Genomic DNA, 17193 nt, shown 5'->3' on the forward strand with positions numbered 1-17193 from the left:
TTAGGTCTTTCAGATAAACAAATTGAGGTTTACAGCAAAATGAATGTCTATGAGATTTACCCGGAATATTGGGTTATAAAAACCGGAAAATTCAAAAATAGGATCAACGATAGGTTGGACGAATGGATCTACTTTTTGAAAAATGCAGAAATTAAGCCGACCTTTTCTGCAAAGGGGTTGAAGGAAGCAAATGAAAAGCTAGATGCCATGAAACTTCCGGAAAAGGAGCGAAAAGCATACGATAGCTATTTGAGACATTTGATGAGCATTGCCAGCCGGAATCACACGATAGAAATAGAAGCCAAGGAAATCATCAAGAAAGCCAAGGAAGAGGAAAGGACAGAAGTCATTATGGAGATGCATAGGGACGGCGTGCCAAATAAAACCATCGCTAAATACTTGAAAACTACGGAAGAACAAGTTATTCAAATTATTGAAAGTCAATCGGGAAGTTAATTTTTCTCTGTTACTAATCAAGAAAATGAAAGACCAATCAATTGCAAAATCAATCTTCTGTTTCCTGTTTTTTGCCTTGATATTTTTATCCAGCTGTCAAGTAAAAGAAGAATGTTCAAAATTTCTCGCTGAAGAATACTTGGACGAACAAGTTGATACAACGATGACTAAAAGTGCACCGGAATATCGAGATACCTTATTGAAATGGCTCGGTGAAACGCCAATTAAAGGACTCAATTGCAGTGCGTATCATTTACTATTTTATTCTTCACATGGATTTGGACAGTCAATAAAATTTGTGAAAAAGAATTCTGGATGTTTTTTAAGGGTAAAATGTGTTACAAAAGAAGGTTGGGATTCAAACTGTAAGGAATATCAGATAAAGATTACCAATGAGGAATGGAATCAATTTGAGGAGATGATTTATGATTTTAACTTTTGGACAACTGTCCCGCAATTCAAAACTACTGAAGGCGTATTGGATGGATATGTATATCTCTTGGAAGGGAAAAGACCTGAAGCCGAAAATTGCGGTAAAAGAACCTATCGATTTATTGGAAGAGGGTCGCCTATACGCGACAAAATTGGTGCTTTATGTGATTACATTATGGAGTATGAAGACCAACTGGCTCTGAGTTATGGAAAAAGAGAAATCAAATGAAAGTACCCTTGGTATTGGATCTTTTGGTTACGCAGCAAAAAGAATGATGTTTTATGTCTTTTTTGTCAGGATGAACCTGACAATTGGACTATGAAAAATAATTTGATTCTTAGGCTGAAATCATTAGCAAAGTTCATTGGCTGATCAAATAAAGGATTTGCCAACTTTTGAGCAGGTGGAAAGAGAGGTGCAGAGGCATTTGAAGAAATTTAAGCTGTGAAAAGAAAAGCCGCGGGAGTTGATAACGGATATTGCCATTACACTGAATATTCGACCTTATAGATTGAGACTGTAATGGCAAGTTTGGTAGAATTACTAAGAAATAGAAACTTGGGAATCTTCACAAAAAACGTCTCGTATTGACAACCTTATATGGTTTTTTTTAGTAGTTTCAAGCGCCTTGCCGTCAATTTCAACTGCGGCAAGGCGTGGGGTAGGGGAAAAAGAGTTGCGGCAGTACGAGAGTTCAATGCAAACGCAGATAACAAAAATAAGAACACAAAAGGAATCAAAAACCCCAAAAAAGCGTTTACTTTCGAAATAAATAAGATAAAGAGTCTGCTATCCTCATCGTGGATTAGTAACTTAAATCCAAAACACATAAAGCCTTCCCAATATGCTAAAATATGAATGGGATGAAAACAAGAACAAGTCGAATCAGCAAAAACACTCCATTAGTTTTGAGAGGGCAAAAGAGGTCTTTGAAGATCAAAATGCCGTAGAATTTCGCGGTAATTCATCTACCGAATTCAGAATTATGCGGATTGGAAAGACCCTGAGTAAGATATTGATTGCTGTAGTGTATACACTTAGATCCGTTTCGATCAGAATTATTTCTGCAAGACAAGCGAGTAAAGAAGAAACAAAGTCTTATCTTGAGAACAGTTTATCAAAACAATCTGATGATGAAAGTGAAAGTTGAGCAAGCAATTGCAATGGCCAGAAACAACGAAAGCCTGAAAGGGCTCGTCATTGAGGACTTGATGGATACCCAAGTTCGGGCTGTTGATGCCTTAGCACTGGCTGAACATGGCATCGTACTTCCGGAACAAAACATCTACTACAATGATGACGATATAGCTTATGACCCTGATTTTGATGAGGTTGAATGGAGCAAAGAACCACTCAAAATGACTTGGGAAGAAAAGATACAGTTGGCAGAAAAAATAGAAAATAATAGCCTTGGTGACGAAGAAATATCTGTTAAGGTGAAAATTACGGATGGTCGAGTTCGTCAATGGGCAAAGGAAAATGACGAAAAAATGGGGCAAATGTTGGGAAATTTCATAGTGGACATATATAAGGCAAACCAGATCATCAAAGGATAAGTGCCCGAGAACAATGCATGGTCGTCTTTGCTGCCTAATGCCTAATCCAAACCCAACCCAACTTAGGGCATCACGTCGCCCACGCTCACGTTCTCCTCCATACCAATCAGCGCCTAAACGAAACAAGTGAAACAAAAATTTCGTTTCATTTGTTTCGTTTGTATCTTTAGGACAAATTAAGCTAAAATGAGTGCAATAATCCAAAAAATAACCAAGTCAGATCAAAAGATCGCGCTTTTATCTGTCAAAATACTTGCTGACAGCGAAGACCAGGCTACCAAAAACAAGGATGAAGTCATCAAATTTAAGCTTCAAGGCTCGGATGAAGTAGTGATCATCCCCTTGAAGGCTTTACATTTATTGAATGCTATAATCAGCAATATGTCTCAGGGCAAATCAATTGCATTGATGCGTACGGATGCAGAAGTGAGCACACAGCAGGCTGCCGAAATTCTAAATGTCTCCAGGCCTCATGTGATCAAGTTATTAGAAAAAGGAGAAATTCCACACAAAAAAGTAGGTAGCCATAGAAGAATTCTACTGCAAGACGTTCTGAAGTATGAATCCAACCTCAAGTCAAACAGGAGAAAGAAACTGAACGCTTTAGCTAAAGAGGCCCAGCAACTTAATCTAGGTTACGAATGATATACTCTCCTCGGTTTACCGTAATACTAGATGCTTGTGTTCTTTACCCGGCACCGATTCGAGACATTTTACTCAATCTCGCCGACTTAGAGATTTATGCCCCAAAGTGGTCTGAGATTATACAAGAAGAGTGGATAAGAAATTTACTTATTAACAGGCCTGACCTTAGCAGGCAAAAATTGCGAAGAACGGCGCAAGTGATGAATGCTGCATTTCCAGATGCCGAAGTACATTCATTTGAAGAATTGATTGATCTTCTCGAATTACCGGATTTAGGGGACAGACATGTTCTTGCGGCAGGTATAAAGTGTAAAGCCGATGGGATCATTACGTTTAATACCAAAGATTTTCCAAGAGAAAATTTGGATCAATATAACATAGAAGTTTACACCCCGGATGAATTTGTACATTTGTTGAATGAGTTGAATCCTTCGATTGTAAAGCAGGCTTTTGAAAATCAATTGGCATCTTTGAAAAGCCCCCCAGTTTCAACAGAAAAACTGATTAGCATCTTGGAAAAATGTGGACTACGGAACGCTTCAAAGCTTTTTACCTAGGAAAATCACTATTGAAAACAATCGCTTCCCAAAAATACTGCCTAAGCGTCGCCGTTCAGAAAGCATAACGTTTCCTAACAAGCAAAAAATCCCCCTCTATCCAAGCCTCCAACAGTGCACTACATCGAACACCCCTTGTTCAATTCCGAACATTTCCCTGTTTGCCTCTATGTTTTAAAGTGTTAATAAACAAATATTTACGAAATTGGAACAAAAATTGGCACACCTATACATATCCCGCTGAAGCCTCTTTTCAGCGGACAACCCAGGAAATTTTGATAAAATCGGAAAGCCATGTGGACAAATCAACTCAAAAACGCCCTGCGCATCACTTTACGCCGCTTGTATCGCCAACAGTAAAAAGTAAGAGAAAGTTTGCAAGCAGCAGATTTTCCAAAAAAACTCATCTAGCAGTTGCCGCAATACAAAGGGCGTTGGCAAAGTTCATTGGCTGAACAAATAAATGATTTACCAGCTTTTGAACGGGCGGAAAGAGAAGTGCAGAGGCATTTGGAAATTTGGGAATGTTCACAAAAAAAAACAGCCAGTCTTGATAACCTTATATGGTTTTTTTCTGGTAGCTTTAAGCGCCTTGCCGTCAATTTCAACTGTGACAAGGTGCGGGATATGGGAAAAAGCGTTGCGGTAATACTAGTGTTCTTGCCAACTGAAAAAATGAAAAATTATAATGAGCCAGTTGCGGGTTTCTAAGCTTACATAAAAATCGTCTCCTTCAGGACAAAGATGGAAACGTATTTGCCCGAATGACAAGAGCAACTGCAAATCAATTAGATATGACATTTGGCACTTATGGAAAAATTAACAAAACACTTCGCAAGCATGGGCTTTGAAGGTGCAGATTTGGAAAAAATTCTGGATGCCTTCGTTTCCATCGAGTTCAAAAAGAACGAATTTGTCGTAGAAGAAGGCAAGATTGCAAAGTATATCGGCTTTGTAGAAAGCGGGATGTTTCAATATTATGTCACGCTGGATGGCGAAGAAAGAACCACCTATATCAATATTGAAAATACCTTTCTCGGATCCCTTTTGAGTTTTGTAACCCAAAAGCCATCCCTTGAAAACATCCGCTCGCTGACAGACGGTAAAATCAGTTTGATAAGTCGAACAAACCTCAAAAGGCTCGTTGAGGAGCTGCCTCTTTTCAAGGATTTCTACATCACACTTTTAGAGCATACGATCTGTGGTATTGATGCCACTCGACACGACTTAATTGTGCTTAGCGGCGAAGCGCGATACGCAAAAATGCTTCGGGAAGAACCGCATCTTTTGCAGCAAATCCCTTTGCAATATTTAGCATCCATGCTCGGCGTGACACCCCGTCACCTCAGCCGCATCCGCAGCCAAATCCGGTAAAATCATTTCTGGACATTTGTCTAGTATCTTCAGTGTTGGCTCGTCGTACCTTTGCATCATCAAAAATAAACAATGACGATTATGCAAAGTAAAAATCTCCTTTCGCTTTTATTTCCAATTGCAGCACTTGCTGTTTCAATAATGTTCAGTTCCTGCGGCATCCATCCGGAGGCCTGGAAGCCTGCCGAGAAGCCTGCCTTTTCGGGCCCAACCGCGCTCAACGAAAAACTGTCTACGGCTGAAAAACTGTCCATCGATGGCTGGTGCGGACCCGAGGACATCGTTTTCGATAAGGACGGGAATTTGTTCTGCGGTGTTCACGCTAAAAACGATTTTGCCGCCGGCCGGATTTTGAAAATCGATACGACTGGTCGGGTTGAAGTTTATTACAATTCCCAGTCTTGGGTGGCTGGTCTGCACTTTGATGCCGACGGAAATTTGGTCGCGCTGAGCCACCGTGAAGGGTTGATTCGAATTGGCCCAGATAAGAAAATAACCGTTTTGGCCGATAAAGATGAAAACGGGAAACGATTTCTTATCCCAAATGGCCTGGACATTGCCGCAGACGGGAAAATCTATTTCTCCAACACCTCCGAATTTTCGGCTTACACCATAAAATATGGCAAAAAAATCATTTTGGAACAGCGTCCAATCGGTGGCCTGTACTGTTACGACCTGAAAACAAGCAAAGTCAAGACCCTCATTCAAGGCACTTATTTTGGCAATGGCGTAGTGCTTTCGAAAGATGAACACTTCCTTTTGATGACGGAAACTTCCAGATATCGGGTGCTCAGATATTGGCTCAAAGGTGAAAAGGCCGGGCAGACCGAAACCTTCATGGATAACCTACCGGGCTTTCCAAACGGCATTTCCATTCGAGAAAACGGCAGTTTTTGGCTCGGTTTTTCAACTAACAGGAGCGACGCCCTTGACAAGATCCACCCCAAGAAAGGGATGAAAAAGTTTGTGTATGCCTTGCCAAACTTTCTTCAACCGAAGGCTGATAAATTCGGAATGGTGATGCATGTCTCGCCGGAAGGCAAAATCCTCCAAACATTTTTCGACACTACAGGCAACACTATGCCAGAGGCTGGTGCCGTCAAAGAACACCAAGGCTACCTATATCTAGGTGGCGACGTCGTGCCGCATATCGGCAAGTACAAATTGGCTGGCAACTGAAACGGCCTTTTCAATCCATAATTTCCACAATTTAAATTATTAGAAGAATGAAATTCCATCATTTGGCCACTACGGCCCTGCTATTTCTATGCACAGCCGTTTTCTCGCAAAGCCGCTTTCCGAAAAACGAGATCAGCGTGAACGGCTTCCGCAACCCATCCATCGGGTTGGAATACCGGCACAAAAATGTATCCATCCATGGCGGTTATTACATTACCGCGCTGGAATCGGGCATCACCACCAAGTTCATCAAAGTCGGTCTGACCGGCTGGTTTTTGCCGGTTGGTAAAAAGAAAAACCCTTCTTCATTTTATGCGGGCGCATCCTATTTGCGCGGCATCAATCTGGACTACGACAAAGAAAACGCACTGGGCGTGGAAGCGGGCTTCCGCTGGATGGTCTGGAAAGGAATCAACCTCCGAATTGGCGCAATTGCGCTGGTAGCGAAGGGGCATGAGACTCGAATCAACCCGACACCGGGGATTAGCTACTCGTATTCCTTTTAAAAAACTAAGGGATTGCGGCCCGCTCGGCTTTGCCCCATTTTGAAAAAAAGAGGCAAAACCGGACGGGCGGCGATTCCTGAAAATTCTAACATTATGAAAATCATATTAGGAACGGGGCAATTGGGCATGGCCATCATGGAAAACCTGCTCCAAACCAACCCGGACGAAAGTATTTTATTGGTAAACAGGGCTGGGAAATTAGACGTGTCAATACCCCAAAATGTAGAAATCATGGCCGCCGATGTTACCAATAGAAATGATCTGGAAACCATTGCCCAGCGGTCAGAGCTGATTTTCAGTTGCACCGATGTGCCTTACCCATTGTGGGCCGATTTTTACCCGAAGACAGCAGATGCGTTGGCTTTTGCGCTTTCAAAAAGTGATGCTAAACTCGTTTTTGCCGACAACATGTATTCCTATGGAAATGTGCAGGGGGCTGAAATGCACGAGGGCATGCCGCATTCTGCCCAGACAAAAAAAGGACAGATTCGAGCATCAGTAATCCAAACTTTGCTACAATCGGGGCAGTCGTTCAGCGACCGGGTGGCTTTTGTAAAAGCTGCGGACTTTATCGGCCCCCGGATTTACAAAGGCGTTTTTGGAACCGATTTTTTGGAAAAACTGGCTACTGGTAAACGGATTACCCTGTTCGGTAAGGCCAAGCTGCCGCACACATTTACCTACATCCGGGATTTTGCAAAAGCCATGGTGAACGTCGGGACATCCACGGATACATTCGGAGAAATCTGGCACGTGCCAAATGCTCCTGCCCTCAACTTGCTCAAATGGACGCAGCTGTTTGAAACCGAATTCAACCAAAAGGGGAAGATTTGGGTATTGCCAAAATCAGTAGTCTGGGCGGCGGGGCTTTTTGACCCCCTCATCCGGGAGTTTTACGAACTCTCCTACCAATTCGAACACCCCTATTTGGTCAATCATGACAAATATGTGGCGCGGTTTGGCGACCATTCGACCAATCCGTTGGCCATCGCGCGGGAAACATCGAGTTGGTTCAAGGCAAAAAACAGCCTGGTTTAAAATCATTTTTCAATTCAAAATTTTCAGACCATGCAGATCAACAAATTAATCGGCGGACTATTCGTCGCTGGGGCAATCGCCCTTTTCATCCCGTACACGATACTCACCATCATTTTTGAGTATCCCGATATTTTGAGGCAAGACACGGCAACTATCCTCACAAAGTTTCATGAAGGCGGCAATCGCCTGATCTGGACCTGGTTCGCCTTTGCCATCACGGGCATCCCGTTGTTGCCCGCTTACATTCTTTTGGGGCAAAAATTAGAGGCCAAATCGCCGCTCATGCGCACTGCCACGACCATCGGAGTCATCGGTTTGGTGGTGCAGATGGTCGGGCTGTTGCGCTGGACGTTCGTGGTGCCGATTTTAGCTAACACGTTCGTAGCCTCGACCGACGAGCCAACAAAAGCCGCTGCGATGGTGGCTTTCAAGACCATCCATCAATTTGGGGGCGTCATATTGGGCGAGCATCTGGGGCAATTGTTCACCATCGCTTGGACGGTCATGGTTTCGCTCTCGTTTGCTAAACTGAAGGTTTTTCCGAAATGGGTCAACGGGCTGGGCTTCGTCAGTTCGTTCATTTACCTGCTGGCACAAGCAGAGTTGTTTGCCACTGTGATGCCTGGCTTCCCAGTTTGGGATCTGGCTGGTTTTATTGGAAGTACACTCTGGCTTGTTTGGCTTATAATATTGGGTGTTATGCTTACTAAAAAAAGAAATCAAAATTTTTAACCAAAAAAATAATTTAGTTATAGGTACCAGAATCATTTTTAAAAATTCCAATATGAGGCTTATTTTTAAAACAATAGTTTTCACTTTTTTAAACATTCAACTTATGGCACAAAACAATATTTTATTCATGTCGGCTACTGAAATAGCAGATAAAATCAGGAACAAGGAAGTTACTTCCTATGAAGTTGTATCTGCTTATTTACAACAAATAGATGCCCAAAACGGCATCTTTAATGCAATAGTTTTAGTTGACAAAGAAAATGCTTTACATCAGGCAATATTAGCCGATAAAGCAATTAAAAGCGGTACTAATTGGGGAAAATTGCACGGTGTCCCTATCACGATTAAGGATAATTATTTGACAAAAGGACTGACAACCACGTCAGGATATGAACCATTGCGAAACCATATGCCAACAAAAGATGCCGAACTTGTAAAACTGCTGAAATCCGAAGGCGCCATTATTATTGGTAAAACCAATTTATCGGTTTTAGCCATGGATATGCAGACTGATAATGCTATTTTCGGAAAAACCAATAATGCTTGGGATAGCAATAGAACTAGTGGAGGAAGTAGCGGTGGTTGTGCGGTAGCACTTGCAACAGGTATGACTTCTTTATCATTCGGAAACGATTTGGCAGGGTCTATTCGGCTTCCATCAGCATATTGCGGGGTATATGGCTTTAAACCCACATTTGGAGTGGTGTCAATTAATGGTATTCAAACTGACCCTAAAGAACCTGTCAATGGTCTTAAATCATTAGCGGTTGCGGGGCCCTTAGCGAGAACTATTGAAGATTTGCAACTTGCTATGGATATTATAGCAAATACCACCAATACCGATAAAAAACTAATACCCATAAACAGATGTACGTATACTATTGACATAAAGCACATGAAAATTGCATGGACTGATGAGTTCGGTGGTGTACCTGTTGATAATGAAATCAAAAAGGCGATTCAGGATTACGTTGCAAAGTTAGAGAAATCGGGTGCTACTGTTGTAAAAATTACGCCGCCTATTGATTTTCACCTTGCATGGAAAACATGGGGAAGTTTTGTCGGTATGCAAGGTGGTTATAATACTTCAAATTTCGTAAAATGGATGGGGCTTCCGTTTACAAAAGGAGTGCTGAAAGATGTGCCAATGCACCAGAATATTGTAAAACCAACCTCTGTGGAAAAATATATGGAGGCATTAAACACACAGGATTCATTAATTACTCAGATGGAGAATTTCTTAGACAGTTTTGATGCGTTTATTTGTCCTGTAAGCTCAGTAAAGGCGTTTCCACATCATGAACCGACTAAAAAGTTAGGGAATTTTAGTATTTACAACAACCCAATAGCGATAAATAAGGAGTTCATGCATTATTATATGTCTACACAAGCCTATACTACACCCTTTACTCTTACTGAAAACCCTATTTTGTCTATGCCAATTTCACTCAGTAAAGATTCCTTGCCTATTGGTGTTCAAGTAATCGGTAAACGTTATTCAGATTTCAGACTTCTGAAAATTGGAATGGTATTAGACGACTATTCTGAAAAGTTTAAATATCCATTAGAATAATTTCAATTTTGTAATTGACGAACAATACCAGCAGGTACCATCGGTTTGGCAAAGGTGGCGGACAGGTGGCGAGCAGGCCAGGAATTTGGAAGTTCAGCGTGGCCGGATGAGAAAAGAATGGGCAAACAATTGACTTTATCTGCCACCGAGTCAATAACTTAGCACATCCGCTTGCGGCTGTGAACAGATAATTATAATGGCAAGAACGTGAGCGTGACTGCCAACCGCTCGCTAAACGCGGCGGTATGGCAGTCACGCTCACGTTCAGCCAAATCCTCTAAAACCAAGGTTTTGAATGCACATTTGCACAAAACAAAACCTGAGTCCGCATGGCACACCTCCAAAACCCCGGTAAATTATCCCATGCCCGTACCTTCCCTTTCAATCTATCCTGATTTTCACTCCCCTTGTCTGCTAAATTAAAAATTGAATTTTTAATTTAGCACAAATGACTTGTTTTACCCAGATCCGAACATCCCTGTTCGATTTTGAACATTTAACCAATTGCTCCTCTGTGATAAAGGTTTGATATTCAACGATATATTGGAATGTTCTAAACAATGAAAAAATCGACACTAGCGATTAATTCATTTGTACCAATATTCTAGTCCAGTTCATTGACACTATAGATCAAAAATAAAAAGAGCTAAATAGAACCAAAATTCCCCCGAAATAGTTTACCTTGCAATAGAAATAAAACAAAAAGTCAGGTATGATTATTGCCAACTCATTCTATGAAGTAGTATTCAAATGTTTTACATTTTGAATTCAAGGCCGTGATCAAGACATATAAAGAAATTCAACTCCTTAATAACTTGTTTAATCCAAATCTCTAACAACTGTTGGAGAATTTATACAAGAGTATGGAAATCAATGAGTTTGCCAACTATAATGAGTTGTTGGAAAATATCCTGGAAACAATCCAAGCAGCACGCTACAGGGCCTACCAATCTTTGAACAAACACCATATTTCACTGAATTTTAGTATTGGAAAGCTCATCGTTGAAAGTCAAAAGAAACATGGATGGGGAAATGCAGTTGTTGATACACTTTCAAAAGATCTAAACAAGGTTGTTGATGGGGTAAAGGGGTATTCTCCGCAGAACCTGTGGAATATGAGGCAGTTCTACCTTGAGTACAAGGAGAAACCTGATCTTTTAGAACTGGCCATTCAGGTTCCATGGGGGCAAAATTTATTACTCGTACACAAAGTGAAGGAAGAAGAAAGACGAAAATACTACCTCCAATCAACTATAAATCTGGGCTGGAGCCGAGCAGTTCTTCTCAATCAAATAAAAGCTAAGGCTTTTGAACATCATATAGGGAATGCAAAGCAGAATAATTTTCAGCAAACACTTCCGGCGCACTTATCAGAACAGGCTGTTGAAGCTTTGAAAAGCGAATATAATCTGGATTTTCTTGGCATCACTCAACCTGTTTTAGAAAGAGAATTGGAGAATCGACTGATCGAAAATATCAGAGACTTACTGATGGAATTGGGCTATGGATTTTGCTTCATAGGCAATCAATACAGGCTTAGACTTAATGAAAAGGAGTATTTCGTTGACCTTCTGTTTTATCACCGTATTCTCAAATGTCTGGTTGTTGTTGATTTGAAAGTGGTGGAATTTGAGCCAGAATTTGCTGGAAAAATGAACTTTTATCTGGAATTGTTGGATGAACAAGTCAAGCAGGAAGATGATTATCCAACCATAGGGATCATTCTTTGCCCTGAAAAAGATGATATCGAGGTGGAATATGCCTTGAGAACAAGTAGCAAACCCATCGGAGTTGCAGAATATAAGCTCACCCATGAGTTGCCAGAACAGTTAAAAGGTAAGATCCCAACATCTGGCGAAATAAAAAAGCTGTTAACAAAATATAAGCGATAAGACTCATTATCGGTCACACTACGCTTATACAACCCGTTTCCTGACAAGAAAAAAATCCCCCTCTATCCAAGCCTCCAACAGTGCACTACATCGAACACCCCTTGTTCAATTCCGAACATTTCCCTGTTTGCCTCTATGTTTTAAAGTGTTAATAAACAAATATTTACGAAATTGGCACAAAAATTGGCACACCTATACATATCCCGCTGAAGCCTCTTTTCAGCGGATAACCCAGGAAATTTTGATAAAATCGGAAAGCCATGTGGACAACTCAACTCAAAAACGCCCTGCGCATCACTTTACGTCGCTTGTATCGCCAGCGGCTCAATACGACCCTGCATGTCGCTGGACTGACCATCGGCATGTCCGTTTGCCTGATGATTGGCTTGTTTTTGCGCCATGAGCTTAGTTTTGATGCCTACCACAGCAAGGCCAAACGCATCTATAGAATCAATTCGGTATGGACCGACAATGGGAATAAAAACTACCACTTTTCTACTCCGATCCCCCTAGGAGATGCCCTGCGCGAAGAAGTGCCGGGGTTGGAGTTTGTAGCCCAATGGCAGCCCATCGACGAAGAAGTTGTTGTAATCAACCCACAGCGGCGATTTTCACAAAAAAACATCATGCTTGCTGAGCCGGATATACTCAACGTATTTGACATAAAAGTCTTGGAAGGTGACGGTTACAGCGCCTTGCGCAAACCCTTTCAGGCCCTGCTTACCCGCACTACTGCCCAAAAGTTTTATGGCGGAGAAAATCCCATTGGCAAGGTGTTCAAATTCAAAAATAACTTCGACATCACGGTAGCAGGCATCATTGAAGATTTGCCAGCCAATACCCATTTCCCAGCTACCATGTTGATTTCCTTTTTTAAGGACGAGCAGTTTATGCAAAACAGTGTTGATTCCTGGACTTTTGTGATGGGGACTTCTACCTACGTCGTATTGCCAACGCAGACCAAGCTCAGCGATGTAAATGCCCGCCTGAAGGCCCTTGCAGACAAGTACATCAATCAACACAACGAGCAGGCCAACACCCGCAGCGATTTTGATTTGCAGCCCTTAGCGGATGTTCATTTCAATTCCACCTATGCTGGTGGTGGGCAGTGGGTACAAGCCGTAAACATCAATTGGTTGTGGATCTTTGGCGCAATTGGCTTGGCGGTTTTGATTTTGGCCTGTATCAATTTCATCAACCTCTCTACCGCGCAGGCGCTGACCCGCACCAAGGAAATAGGCGTGTCCAAAGTCATGGGCGCCGGGCGCATTCAACTGATCCGCCAATTTATGGTAGAAGCATGGGTATTGGCGCTGATTTCTGGCGCATTGGCCTTGGGGGCAACCTATATGAGCATGCCTGCGATCAATAAAATGATGGACAAACAAATCGCGTATGATTTTTTGCAAAACCCTATTTTGATCGCTTCTTTGCTTATGGGCATCCTCATCACGGGATTATTGGCAGGTTTGTACCCGGCCTGGGTGCTTACCCGTTTCAATCCTACCGATGTACTCCGGGCTGGAACCAATGTTGCAGGTGACCACCGTTCAACCTGGTTGCGCAAGGGCTTGGTGATTACCCAGTTCAGCATCTCCATTGCCTTACTGATTGTAGTGGCTTTGATGGCGCAACAAGTCAATTATTTGCGCAGCAAAGACCTGGGTTTTGACCATGATAATGTCCTTACCGTTGCTCTTCCTGAAGCGGATAAAGCCACCCAGTTTGCTTCAAAATTAGGGAACATAGCCGCCATCAAGGGTCTCAGTTTCTCTACTTCAACCCCCAGTGCAGAAGGCCATTGGGGAAGTATAATGAGCTTGGTCAATGGCGATGATCCCCAAAAGCAGGAGGTGACCATGATTATGGCCGATCCAAATTTCGGGGATTTATACGGACTAAAATTGTTGGCAGGGCGATTTTTGGAAGCAGCGGACACCAATTTGGCCTCCAATAAACTTCCTGGAGACCAGCAAATTTCCACCGTAGTTGTCAATCAAAAATGCGTCAAGGAATTTGGGTTTGCTTCGCCAGAGGCCGCGCTGGATCAACGTTTCTGGTTTGGAATGAATACCGGCCATGCCCGCATCGTAGGGGTGGTGGCTGATTTTAATGTGACTTCCCTGCACGATGCCATCAAGCCGGCGCTGATGACCCAATTTCCACAAGTATACAGCTTGGCGGGCATAAAAATTGCGGGCAAAAGCAATATTCCTCAAACCATTGCAGCGGTTGAAAAAGCCTGGAAAAGCAGTTTTCCCAATCATATTTTTGACTTCAAATTTCTGGATGAGCAAATCGATGCTTTTTATGCCACCGAAACCCGGCTGTATAACTTGTTCAGCATTTTTGCCCTCTTGGCCATCGCCATTTCTTGTTTGGGACTGTATGGCCTGGCAAGTTTTGCGGCGCAGCAACGCACCAAAGAAATTGGCATCCGCAAGGTTTTGGGCGCTAGTGTGGCGGGCATTACGAGTTTGTTGACCAAAGAATTTTTGCTACTCGTCCTGATTGCACTGCTGATTGCTTCGCCAATTGCTTATTACGCCATGCAACAATGGTTGGCCGATTTTGCCTACCACATTGACGTGCATTGGCAGGTATTTGCAGGAGTAGGAATCGTGGCCATGGCGGTCGCTTTTTTGACGGTGGCAGGCCAATCGATTCGGGCAGCTACGATGAATCCGGTGAAGTCCTTGCGAAATGAGTGAAGGTTCTACTATCCTCAATTTTAGACATGCTCTTACAGCATGCAGTCGCAAAAGCACATCAACAATTTAAAATACCCAAACCAAATACCATGTTCCGCAACCATCTGAAAATTGCCCTGAGAAACTTGTTTAGAAATAAAATTTCATCAGCCATCAACATTGGCGGACTGGCCTTAGGAATCGCCTGTTGCCTGCTGATTGCCCTGTATATTTACGACGAATTGAGCTATGATCGCTTCAATCCGCATTACAATCACATCTACCGCCTCACCGAAAAACAAAAACAATCAGGAGGCATTTTCGATGTAGCGGTAACCCCAGGACCATTGGCCACAGCATTGACCAACGATTTTCCCGAAATAGCCCAAACCGCCCGCATTGGGCGCTGGAGCGGATTGTTGACCAGCGGAGAAAAGTCTCAGGAAGCCGAACAGATGTTGATCGTTGATTCCAGTTTTTTCAGCCTCTTTCAATTCCCCTTGCTGCTCGGCAATTCCAAACGGATTTTTGGCAGCCCCGACGAGGTGATTTTCAGCGAGGCCATGGCCGCCAAATTTTTCGGCGAAGATTGGCAACAGCAGCATGTCCTGGATCGGGCGATCCTGCTCAACAACGATAAGATCCTGAAACTGGTGGGCGTAGCAAAGAATCCTCCCACCAATTCACACCTTCAATTTGACGTCTTATTGCCGTTTGCCTATTTAGACCGCTACGATGAATGGAGCAACAAGTGGAACAGCAACAGTTACCATACTTACCTGCGGTTGCACACTGATGCCGCTGGTACGCCTACTGATGCGTTGGTTTTTGGTAAAAAAATCAAACATCAACTCAAAAAATACGATGGAGGCAACGAAACCCAACTCTTGCTTCAACCCCTTGGCGAGATCTATTTGCATTCCAATTTTTCCTTTGAAACCGATTGGGGCCCAAGGGGCGACATCTTTTATGTCCGCATTCTTGCACTGGTTGGCTTGATCGTCCTGGTTATTGCCATGGTCAATTTTATCAATCTCGCCACTGCCCGCGCCGCCCAACGCGCCAAAGAGGTTGGCGTACGTAAAACGGTGGGTGCGCCCCGCTCAAGTTTGATCGTACAGTTTTTGGGCGAAGCCCTGCTGATGACCAGCATTGCGGTAGTTGTAGCCTTGCCCCTTGCCGAAATCTTGCTTCCCTTGTTCATCATTTTGTCCGGCAAAACCTTGCAAATTCCTTATCAGATCCCGGTTTTTTGGTTGGGTCTGACAGCAATGACCGCAGTAGTGAGTTTGGTCACAGGGCTGTATCCAGCCTTTTTACTGTCTTCTTTCCGTCCTGCCAGGGTATTGAAGGGGGCTTTTCAAATAAAAACAGGCAAAGGGTTTCGGCAATCATTGGTAGTGGGACAATTCAGTTTGTCTATTGCCTTGATCACGGGCACTTTGGTCATTTATCAGCAGCTTAATTATGTGCAGCATACCAAATTGGGATTCGATCAATCCAACTTGCTCTATGTCAGTATAAAAGGTGACTTGCGGGCAAAGGCCAGTTTGTTTAAAAACCAGGTAGCTCAAGTTACAGGGGTGGCAAGTGCCTCCATCGCGACGACCGACCTGGTCGACGAGGCCAACTCCAGCAATATAGAATGGGAGGGGCAGGCACCCAAAGACGAGATCTTGATGACGCATGCCAACGTTGATGCCGACTTTGTTCCAACCACCGGAATGTCATTGATCTCGGGGCGGAATTTTTCAGCTAAAATCCCTTCGGATTCTTCTTCGCTGAATACAGCTTACCTCATCAATGAAACCGCAGCCAAACAAATGGGTTGGACCGTTAACTCAGCATTGGGCAAAAGCATCAATTTTTGGGGACAAAAAGGAAACGTGATCGGCGTGGTAAAAGACTTCCATTTTCGCCCCTTGCGCACGAATATTGAGCCCTTCATTTTGCGGTATCGCCCGTTGGAATTCTACTTCAATTTGTTGGTGAAAACCCAACCCGGGGCCGACTCCAAGACCCTTGCGGAGATTAGCAAAGTGTACAAAAAATTGGATCCTGCCAATCCGATCTCCTACGGTTTTGTGAATCAGGATCTGAACCTGCAATACAAGGCCGAGCAGCGGTTCGGCAACATCATGCTGAGTTTTGCAATCCTAACCATCGTCGTTTCCTGCCTGGGATTGTTTGGATTGACCGTTTTTATGGCCGAACAGCGGGTAAAAGAAATTGGAGTGCGCAAGGTACTCGGCGCCAGTGTGGCCAACATCATGGTCCTTTTGGCCAAAGATTTTATCCTATTGGTCGTCATTGCCATTGTAATCGCCTCTCCGATCGCGTGGTACGCCATGAATTTGTGGTTGCAAAATTTCGCTTATCACATCGACCTACAGTGGTGGATGTTTGCACTTACTGGAGGGGTAGCCCTGGGAATTGCCTTTTTGACAACCAGTTTTCAGAGTGTGCGGGCAGCAATGGTGAATCCGGTAAAGTCCTTGCGGAGCGAGTAATGTTCTTACTTTGTCAAATTTTGAACTTGGTATAAAATTGGACTAAAACTTC

At 43.2% G+C, this 17193-nt stretch carries 15 protein-coding genes and 1 pseudogene; all 16 read left to right on the top strand.

Going from position 1 to position 17193, the window contains the following annotated elements; genetic code table 11:
* A pseudogene (locus ABW391_RS21560) lies at nucleotides 1-456 on the top strand (hypothetical protein); the annotation flags it as partial.
* A 25-nt stretch (nucleotides 457-481) separates the two neighbouring features.
* On the top strand, nucleotides 482-1117 hold the full coding sequence (locus ABW391_RS21565; protein WP_353483989.1) for a hypothetical protein: 636 nt from the start codon (nucleotides 482-484) through the stop codon (nucleotides 1115-1117).
* Between the two features lie 616 nt (nucleotides 1118-1733).
* A complete protein-coding gene (locus ABW391_RS21570; RefSeq protein ID WP_353483990.1) occupies nucleotides 1734-2039 on the top strand; it encodes a BrnT family toxin in 306 nt (101 codons plus the stop codon).
* On the top strand, nucleotides 2020-2445 hold the full coding sequence (locus ABW391_RS21575; protein ID WP_353483991.1) for a hypothetical protein: 426 nt from the start codon (nucleotides 2020-2022) through the stop codon (nucleotides 2443-2445). Before ABW391_RS21570 ends, ABW391_RS21575 begins: the two co-directional genes overlap by 20 nt.
* Before the next feature lie 186 nt (nucleotides 2446-2631).
* Entirely contained in the window at nucleotides 2632-3090 is a 459-nt protein-coding gene (locus ABW391_RS21580; RefSeq protein WP_353483992.1) for a helix-turn-helix domain-containing protein, read from the top strand.
* On the top strand, nucleotides 3087-3647 hold the full coding sequence (locus ABW391_RS21585) for a VapC50 family PIN domain-containing toxin (RefSeq protein WP_353483993.1): 561 nt from the start codon (nucleotides 3087-3089) through the stop codon (nucleotides 3645-3647). The genes ABW391_RS21580 and ABW391_RS21585 overlap by 4 nt, the downstream gene beginning before the upstream one ends.
* Nucleotides 3648-4061: 414 nt before the next feature.
* Entirely contained in the window at nucleotides 4062-4358 is a 297-nt protein-coding gene (locus ABW391_RS21590; protein WP_353483994.1) for a hypothetical protein, read from the top strand.
* Between the two features lie 99 nt (nucleotides 4359-4457).
* The gene (locus ABW391_RS21595) at nucleotides 4458-5021 is read left to right on the top strand and encodes a Crp/Fnr family transcriptional regulator (protein ID WP_353483995.1); all 564 of its coding nucleotides are present in this window, start codon (nucleotides 4458-4460) and stop codon (nucleotides 5019-5021) included.
* An 81-nt stretch (nucleotides 5022-5102) separates the two neighbouring features.
* The gene (locus ABW391_RS21600; protein WP_353483996.1) at nucleotides 5103-6200 is read left to right on the top strand and encodes an SMP-30/gluconolactonase/LRE family protein; all 1098 of its coding nucleotides are present in this window, start codon (nucleotides 5103-5105) and stop codon (nucleotides 6198-6200) included.
* A 47-nt stretch (nucleotides 6201-6247) separates the two neighbouring features.
* Nucleotides 6248-6706 (top strand): hypothetical protein, encoded by a 459-nt coding sequence (locus tag ABW391_RS21605; protein ID WP_353483997.1) that lies wholly within the window; start codon nucleotides 6248-6250, stop codon nucleotides 6704-6706.
* A 93-nt stretch (nucleotides 6707-6799) separates the two neighbouring features.
* Nucleotides 6800-7744 (top strand): NAD-dependent epimerase/dehydratase family protein, encoded by a 945-nt coding sequence (locus ABW391_RS21610; protein ID WP_353483998.1) that lies wholly within the window; start codon nucleotides 6800-6802, stop codon nucleotides 7742-7744.
* Nucleotides 7745-7774: 30 nt separating this feature from the next.
* On the top strand, nucleotides 7775-8476 hold the full coding sequence (locus ABW391_RS21615) for a DUF4386 domain-containing protein (RefSeq protein WP_353483999.1): 702 nt from the start codon (nucleotides 7775-7777) through the stop codon (nucleotides 8474-8476).
* Nucleotides 8477-8579: 103 nt separating this feature from the next.
* Nucleotides 8580-10049 carry an amidase gene (locus ABW391_RS21620; RefSeq protein ID WP_353484000.1) on the top strand — a complete coding sequence of 490 codons (1470 nt, stop codon included), beginning with the start codon at nucleotides 8580-8582 and terminating at the stop codon, nucleotides 10047-10049.
* An 863-nt stretch (nucleotides 10050-10912) separates the two neighbouring features.
* Nucleotides 10913-11941 carry a PDDEXK nuclease domain-containing protein gene (locus ABW391_RS21625; RefSeq protein ID WP_353484001.1) on the top strand — a complete coding sequence of 343 codons (1029 nt, stop codon included), beginning with the start codon at nucleotides 10913-10915 and terminating at the stop codon, nucleotides 11939-11941.
* A gap of 260 nt (nucleotides 11942-12201) precedes the next feature.
* Complete coding sequence (locus tag ABW391_RS21630; protein ID WP_353484002.1) at nucleotides 12202-14652, top strand: ABC transporter permease; 2451 nt, start codon at nucleotides 12202-12204, stop codon at nucleotides 14650-14652.
* A gap of 89 nt (nucleotides 14653-14741) precedes the next feature.
* The gene (locus tag ABW391_RS21635; protein ID WP_353484003.1) at nucleotides 14742-17141 is read left to right on the top strand and encodes an FtsX-like permease family protein; all 2400 of its coding nucleotides are present in this window, start codon (nucleotides 14742-14744) and stop codon (nucleotides 17139-17141) included.
* Nucleotides 17142-17193: the final 52 nt, after the last annotated feature.

Source organism: Haliscomenobacter sp., assembly GCF_040403615.1.
In the GTDB taxonomy this organism is placed as follows: Bacteria; Bacteroidota; Bacteroidia; order Chitinophagales; family Saprospiraceae; genus Haliscomenobacter.

Bases quoted from the DNA above. Each gene is read 5' to 3' on its own strand.
- ABW391_RS21565 (WP_353483989.1), top strand. From the start codon at position 482: ATGAAAGACCAATCAATTGCAAAATCAATCTTCTGTTTCCTGTTTTTT.
- ABW391_RS21570 (WP_353483990.1), top strand. From the start codon at position 1,734: ATGCTAAAATATGAATGGGATGAAAACAAGAACAAGTCGAATCAGCAA.
- ABW391_RS21575 (WP_353483991.1), top strand. From the start codon at position 2,020: ATGATGAAAGTGAAAGTTGAGCAAGCAATTGCAATGGCCAGAAACAAC.
- ABW391_RS21580 (WP_353483992.1), top strand. From the start codon at position 2,632: ATGAGTGCAATAATCCAAAAAATAACCAAGTCAGATCAAAAGATCGCG.
- ABW391_RS21585 (WP_353483993.1), top strand. From the start codon at position 3,087: ATGATATACTCTCCTCGGTTTACCGTAATACTAGATGCTTGTGTTCTT.
- ABW391_RS21595 (WP_353483995.1), top strand. From the start codon at position 4,458: ATGGAAAAATTAACAAAACACTTCGCAAGCATGGGCTTTGAAGGTGCA.
- ABW391_RS21600 (WP_353483996.1), top strand. From the start codon at position 5,103: ATGCAAAGTAAAAATCTCCTTTCGCTTTTATTTCCAATTGCAGCACTT.
- ABW391_RS21605 (WP_353483997.1), top strand. From the start codon at position 6,248: ATGAAATTCCATCATTTGGCCACTACGGCCCTGCTATTTCTATGCACA.
- ABW391_RS21610 (WP_353483998.1), top strand. From the start codon at position 6,800: ATGAAAATCATATTAGGAACGGGGCAATTGGGCATGGCCATCATGGAA.
- ABW391_RS21615 (WP_353483999.1), top strand. From the start codon at position 7,775: ATGCAGATCAACAAATTAATCGGCGGACTATTCGTCGCTGGGGCAATC.
- ABW391_RS21620 (WP_353484000.1), top strand. From the start codon at position 8,580: ATGGCACAAAACAATATTTTATTCATGTCGGCTACTGAAATAGCAGAT.
- ABW391_RS21625 (WP_353484001.1), top strand. From the start codon at position 10,913: ATGGAAATCAATGAGTTTGCCAACTATAATGAGTTGTTGGAAAATATC.
- ABW391_RS21630 (WP_353484002.1), top strand. From the start codon at position 12,202: ATGTGGACAACTCAACTCAAAAACGCCCTGCGCATCACTTTACGTCGC.
- ABW391_RS21635 (WP_353484003.1), top strand. From the start codon at position 14,742: ATGTTCCGCAACCATCTGAAAATTGCCCTGAGAAACTTGTTTAGAAAT.